Below are 10,413 nucleotides of genomic sequence, written 5' to 3' on the forward strand. Positions count from 1 at the left end.
CTTTAAGTATTTTCGCTTCAATTCCTCTGAGCTCTTATGCTTTACTAAATAAGCTTTTCTCGGCATTAATTTTTTTGGGTTACTTTTTGAGAATTATATCAGGTCTTTTATAATCGGATTTCGTATTACTGGCTAACCAAGCTTCCAAATCGTTAATGGGTCGAGCAAAATCTTTAATTTGCTCTTTGACAAATAGTAAAAATTTTTCTCTCTCCTCTTCTGAGAGAGAGTCTTTAAAGTCTAAATAAGTCTTAAGAGTCTTAGAGATTTGAAACCCTTGCTCAGATTGATTTTCAGCCGATGATTGTTGCGTGGGCGCACATTTTGTTGCCTGGCTGCACTCAATGTTGTGTGGAGGCACATTCTGTTGCGGTGACGCATCATGTGTTGTCTGCTCGCAATTTCGTTGTGTGGTCACAACATCTGCTGTTTTTTCTTCTGAGAGAAATCCTTGAGGATTAACTTTAATACGAACTTGAAGTAGTTCCATTTTCAGAAAACCCTTTTTTTCTAGAGACTTTAAAGCTCTGCCAACAGTAGAGCGATGCATCTGAGAATCCTCAGTAGATAAATCCTTAGCAATCTGTGCGGGTGTTAAATTTATGCCTTTGTTATAAGGATCGAGGGCTCTTACGTAGTAGAGAATTTTAAGCTCAGAAAAAGTTAGCTGCTTGATACTCTCTAACCATTCATCACTTTTGAGAGGATAAAACTTTCCCTGAATCTTAGTTTGAGTCATGATGATTAATTCTAAATTTAAGGTGTAGCGAAGCTGTGCCTCTAAATTCTTGATTTCTAGAGGCACTTGAGTTTTAGGCTGTCAAATTTGCGATCAATCTATTTAGATTTACGACCGCGTTTTTTCTGCTGATTGGAAAGCAAGGAAGCTAAATAGAATTCAATTGCTCTTTGATGTGCTTTGGAACAATAACGATTGGCAATCCAGTCTCTTAACAAGCTCTCGTTGTAACGGATAGTGCGTGAATTCAGATACAGAAAATGAATATTTTCTGTCCAGTGCTTCTTTCGATAGAGCTTAAGAGTATGAGTAGACATTCCTATAATCTTAGCAGCTTCTTTTTTTCTAATCCAGTTTCCGAAAGCTAAACCCTGTGGCACGTTGAAACTTGTCATATTGTTGTTCCTCTGATTTGTAGAGTGCCGAGATACAAACTATGACTCTCCGAAACTAGCTTTAGCCAAACAACAATATATTTCACTGCGGTCGAGTAAAATATAGATGGCACAGCGAAAGCTGTTACTAGAGAGTCGAGCGTTGAAGGGCTTTTTCACTTTCCCAGGTGAACCCTATGTGTCTCGGCTCTTTTGCTTTTATATCGTTTCTTCTCCAAAGATACCACAGATAAGCGCATACTAAAAATAAAATGCTTAATATATAAATAAAAAATGATAAAAATTAAACAAAATATGCGCAATAGTTGCGCATAAAAGTAAATATTTTTAAAGATATATGTCGAAAAGAGGATTCTTTGCTATAGTGTTAGGGGTCTAAATACATATTTCTAGCAAATTGTGACAGGCGATTTTGAATTAACTCAGCCCTTATCAAATCAGCTTTTAGGAGAATTAATAAAGAAAATTAGAAAGACAAACAATTTGACTCAAGCTTCTTTCGGGAAGCTTCTTGAGCCTTCAGTAACCCAATCTACGATTGCACGTTGGGAGAAAGGCGAACAAAAGCCAGATGAAGTACATTTTCCTAAATTGGCTTTTTTACTTAATCTTTCTGTTGAAGAACTTTCTGAACTTATTAAAAAACCTTCAGCAGATATTAAAGGTCTGAATGTAGAAAATAAAACCCTAACTCATAATAAAAGGCATTTAGCCTTGTTAAAAAAAGGAGCAAAAGCTTGGAATAAATGGAGAGAAAAAAACCATGATGTAATTCCTCAATTATCGGGTATTTCGCTAACAGATATGAATTTGGAAGGATACGATCTAGATAACGCTAATTTAGCAGGTTGTTACGGGACTCTTACATCTCTGTATCGTGCGAGTTTAATAGAGGCTAATCTAGAAAAAGCGGAATTTAAAGAAAGTAGTTTTAGGGAAGCTAATCTAACAAAAGCCAATCTAAAAAATTTAGTTGCTTCGGATACAAGTTTTAATCGGGCAATTTTTCGAGAAGCTAATTTAAGTAAGGCTTCGATTCAGTATTCTGATTTTGTAGAAGCTAACTTAGAAAATTCCTATTTACAAGGCATAAATTTAAATAAAATCAATTTTTCAAGAGCTATTTTAAGTAAAGTTCATTTAAGTAACTCTAAATTATCATCCATAAACTTTAGAGAAGCTAATTTAAATGAAGCATCTCTAGAAAAAGCAATTCTTAGCAATTGCTTTGTTTACGGTGTTTCTTTTTTAGGAACTAATTTTGCTGGAATTAAACAGAACAACATATATGTTTCAGCTAGTGGTTCAGAAGGTATTCCTATTAATGACATATCACTAGCACCAATTATTTGTTTACAACGCCATAACTCGACTTTGATTAAGAAATTTTTTCGGATTTATCAAATGGAAGAAGAAGCTGTTAATTTAGCTAATGTCCTAATTGACAAATACAGTGAGTATAGTCACACGTACGGCTTTCAAGTTTATAATAATATTGAAGAAAAAGATGAAGAAATCCCTTATTATGAAATCAGAAAAAATAATAACGATTTATTTGTAAGAGTTATTCCTAATTATAAAAAAAGGCGTTTTCTAACATCTGAAGAAGCAGAACCTAGAATAATTTTAACAATAACTGGCGATTTGCTTGAAAGTAATCTTAATTCTAAGGATATTGAACTACTAAAAAAAATGGTGCAATTTGAAGAAAAAAATCAGCAAGAGCGAGTTAACTTGGCAACACCAATGATTGTTAAGATGCTCGACTTTATGGAAAGCGATAAACTTGTTAGTCCAAAGTATACTCTAATCAGAACAGAACAAGAAATTATTCTCCAATCTAACTCTGAGGCTCAAATTGAATTAATGAGAGTAAAACCTGTTGAGGATAAATGGCAGATTGTTAACTCCAGTTTGAGTAAAAATAATTGCAAAGATATTCAAATAGCAGTAGAAGAGTTAAAAAATTCTTCTACTGAGATAACATAAATAATTGTTTCTGACACTCTCACTAATTTTGATTGAGAACTAACGAAAATTTTTTGATATAGTTAGTTCGTCTGAATTAATGTTTTCACTTAATCAATTTTAGGTTCTTGAAATAGCTGCCACTGTTGCTGAATAGTTTCATCTTGCTTATTTGAAGAAGCCACAAAACGTTTAGCTCTATTCTGAAACTTTTTAATCTTCACTTTAACTTTAGCAGCAGGTAAACCCGCAATCTTAAAATAGCCATTAAGGTCTGGTAAATCTTGTAATTCAGAAGGAAAAACAGCATAGCTTTCTCTTAACTGCTCGTTCTCACTAAAAGTTCTATTTCTGCCACCTTTTTGAATACTACGACTGCGATTATTAGTCACATAAACTGACTCCTGTTTACCAATAATCTTTGCCATTGTTTCTGCTGTTTGAGGGTCAGCACAATTTAGAATTAACTTAGTTTTCGTTCCCTGTAAGATAATTCTGGTGTCTTCGCGACCATAAATCTTCGTAATCTGAGCTTCGGTTTGAGTTCCTAATATTGGACAGCCTAGAAACTTTCGACTTTCACTGAGTAAGCGATTGAGACTAGGTAGCTGATTTAAAGCACCCAATTCATCAATCACAATCGCAGTTTTCCTGTTTCTTTCTTCGTTGGAGAGCAAACCCTTAAGCATCAACTCAAAAATCAGACTATACAGAGGTTTTAATAACTCCGTGTCATTTTCTCTGAGAGTAATAAAAATCCATCGGGGGCTATCACTCGCACCCCAACTATAAAAACTCAGTGCTTTATTCTGCGGTTGAGTTAAAGAGGAGTAAAATTCACAGTAGTTGGCGACAGTAGAAAGTACAGAAGTCGAAACTTTTTCTTCTCCCAAATATCTAGCAGCTAGAGTACCTGAAAGAAATGAGCTTAAAACTGTCTCATCACCTTGTAGTAGCTCAAATAACTCCTGATTACTTTTAGTTTGACGAAATAATTCTGCGAGAACTGCTCTGGCTGCAATAGAGAAAAAAGGCTCTTTCGTTGATTCTAGAGGAATTAAACCTGCTGCCATAGTTTCTGGTCTAGCTGGCTCGTGATAATGCGACCAGTGACAACTACGAGCATCAAATGGATTGAAAATAAGGTCTTTTCTGGGGTCGTAGAATTTGGCTAACATTTCCCCTCCTCTGTCGAAGATAATCCCCCGAAAGTCAGTTCTCTGCTTGAGAATAGCTACCATTTGACTGATGGCTTGAGTTTTACCACTCCCAGGAGAACCAATCATAAAGAATCCCCTATTTTCATATTTGGCGGGGATTGGCATTCCTGCTAGTTGTAGTTGGGGTTGATTTTTAAGTTTTGGTTCTTTTTTTAATGTGGCTTTGAGTTGCCTATTGGGTACTACTTTTGCGCCTCGTAGAACACCAGTATTATTATTACGAGAACTAATATGTATCAGCCACAAGAATGAACCGATTCCTACTATGCCAAGGATTAGCTTGAGATATCCAAATTGTTCGATTAAGTAGGGCAAGATTAATCTGGGCTGTTCCATCAATACCAGAGAAATTTGCGGATTTTTAACGTGCCAAAGAAGCAAGAAAAGTATTGGCAGAATAAAAATTATTCCTAGAGGAGAATCATTTGTCTGTTTTTTTTGATTTTTCATCTGCTTATTGACCGATTTTGAGTTTTAGCTTTATTGAGTTGAAGATGTTGCTGCATCTCGTTCGTTCTGGCTTGGATTTGATAATTGATTTGTGTGGCGGAAAAAGTATTGTTAACAGTTGTGTTATCTCGATTGAACTTGAGTTCCTTTTCTTGTTGCTTGATTGTGAGATAGTTTTTATTGCGTCTGATTTCTGTACCATCTAAAGACTGATAGGTTTTTTCTTGAGGATTTTGAAGGTTGAATTTTCCTTGATGCTCGACTAAATATTTAGCAGCAACGAGCAGTTTAAATTCAGAATTTCTCGATGGTTTTTGTGTAGTTATTAGGGGAAGAGCGTTTTCTTGTCCTCTAGATTTGTTTACAGAAACGCCTAAAGCTTTAGAACTAGCGGTGTAAACTGTAAATTCCTGTCTGGCTCTCGAAGCAGCGACATAGAAACTTTCTTTTCCTACAGTGAGAGAATTACCCGAACCCGCAGCATAAATACAGTAATTGGCTGTTTTCCCTTGACTGCTATGAACTGTATCCCCATAGCGATAATCGGAGTAGAGTAGTGAGTCTGGAGTGATTGATTGAGTTTTACCTTTGGTTTTAATGACTATCTGTCCATTATCTTTAAAGCCGATGACTGTAAAATGTTGTCCGTTAATTTGCTTTTGTTTATTCTGATATTGGTTGCGGGTAAATTTCATTTGTTCGCCAGAACGTAGTTCGCGAGTTTGAGATTGAAATACCTCCCTGTCTTTGTAGCGATTGAGTTCTAGAATTTCAGTACTGTCATACCTGTCTCTCAGTTTTACAATGCCTTTTTTTAAGTCCACTTCATCAACTCGATAGTAAAGTTCTTGAGAAAACTTGGCGGAGTTGCGACGAAACTTAATCACATCTCCTATTTGGTAATTACTCGCTTGAGTAAGACTGAATCTATCTAAGTCTTTGGATTTTAAGATTGGGATTTGCTGGGAATTCTGACCCAGTTTTTCTTGTTGTATTAAGCCTTGACGTATTTGATTGGTGATGGCTTCTTTTTCGACGTTCGTTCCCGCTAAAACTAATGTCTGTAGTCGTGTTTTTTCGTCTCGTTGCAAATAATCGGTAACTACAGCATCTCTTCTCAAGCTATCAATTGGCATTTGTTTGATACTGTCATTGGCTTGTAGCTTTTGATATCCTCTCTCGATTTCTCCTGCTGCTAGTAAATCGACGACTTGTTTGAGATTGATATTCTGTTGTCTGACATTTTCATCGATTTGGATAGTAGGCAGTTTGGTTTGCTCTTGCAGTAGTTTGAAAGGAAAACCCGCTTGAACCGCAGCCAGTTGTTTAGTATCGCCAATGAGCAAGATACGAGAGTTAGTTTGTTTTACTCTTTCCAGCAAGTTTTTCATTTGGCTACTACTAATCATCCCTGCTTCATCTACGACAATTAACTCGTTTTTCGTCAGAGACTTTATCGGGATATTAAGATAAGCATCTAAGGTTTGACAGGGAATATCCGTTCCTTGCTGTAATTGAGTGGCAGCAGCAGCAGAAGGAGCTAAACCCCGCATTGAAATATTGTGATAAATAGTTTTTTTGAGTGCTTTGACGGTGTAGGTTTTACCAACTCCCGCATCTCCCTGACAGAGTATTACTGAATCTTTGTTAGTGACGAAATTAATTAGAGCATCGGTTTGAGCTTTGTTTAGTTTGAATTGTTTGGCTTGTTTTTGTGCGGTTTCAGTACTAGCAAGATGATGATGTATATTCATGCCACTTTGAGCCAGATGAATAATCTGTTTTTCCCTTTTGATGGCGGTTAGAGTTGTTAAGCGTCCGTCGTTAGTTTTAATCAGACTTTGATTATTATTTAATTCTCGTTGTAAATCCTTTAAATTGAAGTTGCCTTGAGACTGTCTCAGTAACTCTTTGAACAAAATATGTCTGGGAAAAGCGACTTGTTTTTCACTCGTTACAGTAATTGCTTCAGTTAGTAATTCTTGCTGGTTTTGTAAGTTTAGAAGTTGTTTTCTATTGCCATATTTGGGTTGAGGGTGATTGATACGATTGGATTCGGCTTTCTCTCGCCATAGTTTTTTTATCCCTTCTCTTTCTTCTACAGCTTGATGTACTTTGCCTCTACGAGTACTTGTACAAGCTCGCGCTTTTTTAGCTGCACTGGCATCTTTGCCCACCGCACTTTCTATCTCTTGTCGTCGGGTGCTAAATGCCTTAATTTGTTCTGGTGTATAACCATAAACTTCAAAAGTTCCGTCTCGATTCCAAGTCAGTTCGTAACCTAACTTTTTCAGTTCTCTTCCTAACTCGTGATGGTAAACCATACCAATAGTCATCTTCTGTTGGTATAGTTCTCGATTATCCATCGCCCGCCATTTGCTATCTTCTCCTCTTGTCTGATTGAAAATCACGCAATGGCTGTGAAGTTGGGGGTCTTGATTGCGGTTATCATCGTGTTGAAAAATGGCAACCATTACATTATCTGTTTGTTGGCGATTAGCTCCTCCTTTTCCCGTTCTGGTAAAAATACAGTTCTGCTCTATATATTCGAGAGTATGTTTAACTGCTGTTTGATGAGCTTCAATTACTTGTTTATCTTCTTTAACCAATCCCAAGAGAGAAACTGACTTGGGAGCGGATAAAGTAATATCTCTACCTGGATTGGCTTTTTTCCCCGATTGTCTTTGGCGTAAGGGGAAGCCTTTATTATTAATTCCATGATAGGCTCGGTTGTAATCTTCAGTTAAAACCTGACCTTCAAGTCCTAATATTTTTGCTCCGTTTCCATACCATTGACTATTTTCTAATCCTGCATCTTTGGTGTAGTAATTATCTTGAGCATAGTCATTAACTTTGGCGTATAGTTTACCAATCGAGCAAACCATAGTTAACTTATTTCTTTTAATTATTTCAGTTTTATAGTGACATTTCTGATTAGTTAATAACTACCTTTAAAAAGCAATTTAATACATCTTAATGTTAATACCTAAAAATACCCAAACTTCTCTATTTGTTATTTATTTAAAAATAGATAGTTATTTATTTTGTTCGCACTGAGGGTGCATTAGGTGTGGGAATTAAATTAGTATATTATTTGCTATCTAAAATCAGATGTATCTCACTGAAAGTGCATCTTTTTCCAAAAAATAAATTACATAAAGAGCGAAATATTTGGCACAATAATCAAAGAGTAACTGCATTGAATGAGAAATGAATCAGTCAGAATTAAGTCCCATTGAAAAAGCGATTGCTAAAAAGATTGATAAGACGAAAAATAAAGCCAATCAACCAGGATATTTAAGAAAGTTAGTTGCCAAATTGCATTTGAAAATTGAATCGGCATTGGCTAGAGGATGTGAATATGATGACTTGGCTCAATCGATTACAGAAACGGGAGTCAAAATTAGTGCTGCTACTTTAAAGCAATATCACACTGAGTATCGCCGTCAATTAGATAAGGAAGCAGGAGAAATATCTGAGACGGTTGATTCGGTTTTGCCTTCAGAAAAGCCAGAAGAGAATAAAGCCGAAGTTCTTGTTTCATCATCTCAAACTGATGTCAAACAATCGGCAATCGATAAGTTATTTGCTCAGAAATAAACCATGATTATGAAAGTTAAAACCAAACAGACAGAATCAGACTCTAAGATCATTCCGACTCGTCCAGGTATTCAAATTTCTAATTGTAAGAAAGGAGGTGTTGGTAAGACATTACTCTCTAAATTAAAGGCTGCTTACTGCTTAGAATCGGATTTAGATTTCTATGCAGTGGATGCAGATAGACAGGAGAGTTTTTTAAAAGCGTATCCAGAGTTTGCTCTACCGACTCGCTTTAGTGAGTTAGATAGAAATCTCAAAATACCAGATAAAATTCTAGATTTGGCTTTAGAGAAATTAGTGTTAGTTGATTTGCCAGGAAATGTAGAAGAAGCATTTAATCATTGGTTAACTGCTAGCGATATTTTAGAAGCATCTAAAGATTTGGGTGTAAAGATTCAGAATTGGTATGTACTGGATGATTCGACTGAATGTTATGAAGGATTTCTCAGAACTCTGGAGTTTCTTGAAGATAACGTTCAACACATATTAGTTAGAAATTTAGGACGCTGCGAAGATTGGGAAAGTTTCAATTTGTTTATTACTCCTGAGTTGATCGGCAAATACAATTTGAAGGTTATTGACCTGCCTAAGTTGAGGCTAGATACTGCGACAACTGTGTATAAGAATGCTCTTAGTTTTACGGAAGCGAGAAGATATTCTGAGTTTAGTACGGCTCAATTGGCTGGATTGAGGGGATATTTACGAAGAACTTATACTGTCTTGAATGATGCGAGTTTTAATGTTGAAAGTCTGAGGTTGAATTAGTGAGCTATTTGAAGAAGCCAACTTTACCTCAACAGCAAAGTCAGTTGAAAAAGTTGATAGATGAACGATTACAAAATGAAGAAATAAAGATTCGTCAGCGAGTTTATCAATGGTTGAGTAATAATCAGTATTTTCTGGATAATGAGTTGTTTGATTTTTACTTTTGTGTAGCGCAGAATTTGGCTGCTGTTGAAGTTTTAGGTGCTTCTGGTGAGAAGATAGTTAAGGCGAAGATGGAGTTAGAAGAATCGGCTTTATCTTACAGCAATCAATTTATTAAAACTGCTCGTGGAATGACACAGCAGTTAGAAAGTCAATTGTCTGGTATCGAGAAAAAGCAAGATAATTTGGAGTGGAAGTTAGTTGAAGTCATTGAAGGTTTGGCAAAAGAAAATCATAATTTACAGACTATTTCTACGGGGTTGGTAAATTCTACTACTGTGTTGTTAACGAAACAGAAGCAGATGTTGATGCAGACTGAAAATGCGAGGAAGTTTGCTTTTAAATCAGTTATTATTGCTTGGATCGTTCCTATTATGGCGTTAGTGGGGTGGCTAGTAATTTCCCTACTGTTGAGCTAACAATATTATTGATGTATGACAAAACATCTGAAAATTGTTACAACAGTGATGTTTGTATATCTGACTAGGCAAATTGGATTCCCAAATTTTAGATAAATCACAAATCAAGATTTATTTATTGATTGGAGGTGGAACAGATTCCGCAGCTTTAATCAATTTTTATCAGTCAAGAAGAGCAAATATCAATGGAATTCACTTTAATTATGGTCAACCTAGTTTAGCTGGCGAGCGACGCTCAGTAAATGCTTTGGCAGAATACTATCAAATTTCTATTTCTTCTATCGATTTAGGTATGAAAATTAGCCACGCCAAAGGTGAATATTATTGCCGAAATGCGACTTTATTAATGGCTGCTGCCAGTACCTTTTCCGCTAAACAAGGTATTTTATCTTTGGGCATTCATTCAGGAACGCCTTATTATGATTGCTCCCCTGAATTTTTACAGGATATTCAACATCTTTTTGATGGTTACTTTGGAGGTACAGTTCAAATTGAAGCTCCATTTCTAGATTTCACCAAACAAGACATATATAAGTATTGCCATAAAAATAAAGTTCCTGTGGAAATTACATTTAGCTGCGAGCGTCAAAGCGATCGCCCTTGTGGAGAATGTCCTTCTTGTATTAATAGGAGGATGCTAGATGCAATTAGATGAAATATGCCAAATTCGCAATATCCCTATCGTTGATGTCTCA

9 protein-coding genes are annotated in these 10,413 nt (G+C 36.0%); 5 read left to right on the top strand and 4 right to left on the bottom strand.

The genetic code is table 11. The annotated features are described in order from the left end of the window. Positions 1-79 precede the first annotated feature (79 nt). Positions 80-739, bottom strand: a complete 660-nt coding sequence (locus H1P_RS26705) for a MarR family transcriptional regulator (RefSeq protein WP_186376158.1) — start codon at positions 737-739, stop codon at positions 80-82. 98 nt (positions 740-837) lie between these two features. Continuing rightward, positions 838-1,134, bottom strand: a complete 297-nt coding sequence (locus tag H1P_RS26710; RefSeq protein WP_144873374.1) for a hypothetical protein — start codon at positions 1,132-1,134, stop codon at positions 838-840. Between the two features lie 399 nt (positions 1,135-1,533). On the opposite strand from H1P_RS26710, the gene H1P_RS26715 reads away from it, so the two are divergent. Beyond that, the gene (locus tag H1P_RS26715; RefSeq protein WP_144873377.1) at positions 1,534-3,123 is read left to right on the top strand and encodes a pentapeptide repeat-containing protein; all 1,590 of its coding nucleotides are present in this window, start codon (positions 1,534-1,536) and stop codon (positions 3,121-3,123) included. Between the two features lie 89 nt (positions 3,124-3,212). On the opposite strand, the gene H1P_RS26720 is transcribed toward H1P_RS26715, so the two are convergent. Further along, positions 3,213-4,772, bottom strand: a complete 1,560-nt coding sequence (locus tag H1P_RS26720; RefSeq protein ID WP_144873380.1) for a type IV secretion system DNA-binding domain-containing protein — start codon at positions 4,770-4,772, stop codon at positions 3,213-3,215. Next, positions 4,769-7,657, bottom strand: coding sequence for a MobF family relaxase (gene mobF, locus H1P_RS26725; RefSeq protein WP_144873381.1), 2,889 nt, complete (start codon positions 7,655-7,657; stop codon positions 4,769-4,771). The genes H1P_RS26720 and mobF overlap by 4 nt, the downstream gene beginning before the upstream one ends. A 325-nt stretch (positions 7,658-7,982) precedes the next feature. Between mobF and H1P_RS26730 the strand changes: the two genes are divergently transcribed. The 4 genes from H1P_RS26730 (at position 7,983) to H1P_RS26745 (ending at position 10,373) form a co-directional block, all read left to right on the top strand. Then, positions 7,983-8,372, top strand: a complete 390-nt coding sequence (locus H1P_RS26730; protein ID WP_144873384.1) for a hypothetical protein — start codon at positions 7,983-7,985, stop codon at positions 8,370-8,372. Between the two features lie 3 nt (positions 8,373-8,375). Beyond that, positions 8,376-9,137: a P-loop NTPase family protein gene (locus tag H1P_RS26735; RefSeq protein ID WP_246141968.1), complete on the top strand. Its 762-nt coding sequence runs from the start codon at positions 8,376-8,378 to the stop codon at positions 9,135-9,137. After that, positions 9,137-9,718 (top strand): hypothetical protein, encoded by a 582-nt coding sequence (locus tag H1P_RS26740; protein ID WP_144873387.1) that lies wholly within the window; start codon positions 9,137-9,139, stop codon positions 9,716-9,718. The genes H1P_RS26735 and H1P_RS26740 overlap by 1 nt, the downstream gene beginning before the upstream one ends. 73 nt (positions 9,719-9,791) lie before the next feature. Continuing rightward, positions 9,792-10,373, top strand: coding sequence for a 7-cyano-7-deazaguanine synthase (locus tag H1P_RS26745; RefSeq protein ID WP_222427255.1), 582 nt, complete (start codon positions 9,792-9,794; stop codon positions 10,371-10,373). Positions 10,374-10,413: the final 40 nt, after the last annotated feature.

The sequence above is a fragment of the Hyella patelloides LEGE 07179 genome (assembly GCF_900659865.1).
GTDB lineage: Bacteria > Cyanobacteriota > Cyanobacteriia > Cyanobacteriales > Xenococcaceae > Hyella > Hyella patelloides.

Excerpts from the sequence above, each read along its gene's own strand:
- H1P_RS26730 (WP_144873384.1), top strand. The coding sequence starts at position 7,983 with ATGAATCAGTCAGAATTAAGTCCCATTGAAAAAGCGATTGCTAAAAAG.
- H1P_RS26735 (WP_246141968.1), top strand. The coding sequence starts at position 8,376 with ATGATTATGAAAGTTAAAACCAAACAGACAGAATCAGACTCTAAGATC.
- H1P_RS26720 (WP_144873380.1), bottom strand. The coding sequence starts at position 4,772 with ATGAAAAATCAAAAAAAACAGACAAATGATTCTCCTCTAGGAATAATT.
- H1P_RS26705 (WP_186376158.1), bottom strand. The coding sequence starts at position 739 with ATGACTCAAACTAAGATTCAGGGAAAGTTTTATCCTCTCAAAAGTGAT.
- H1P_RS26710 (WP_144873374.1), bottom strand. The coding sequence starts at position 1,134 with ATGACAAGTTTCAACGTGCCACAGGGTTTAGCTTTCGGAAACTGGATT.
- mobF (WP_144873381.1), bottom strand. The coding sequence starts at position 7,657 with ATGGTTTGCTCGATTGGTAAACTATACGCCAAAGTTAATGACTATGCT.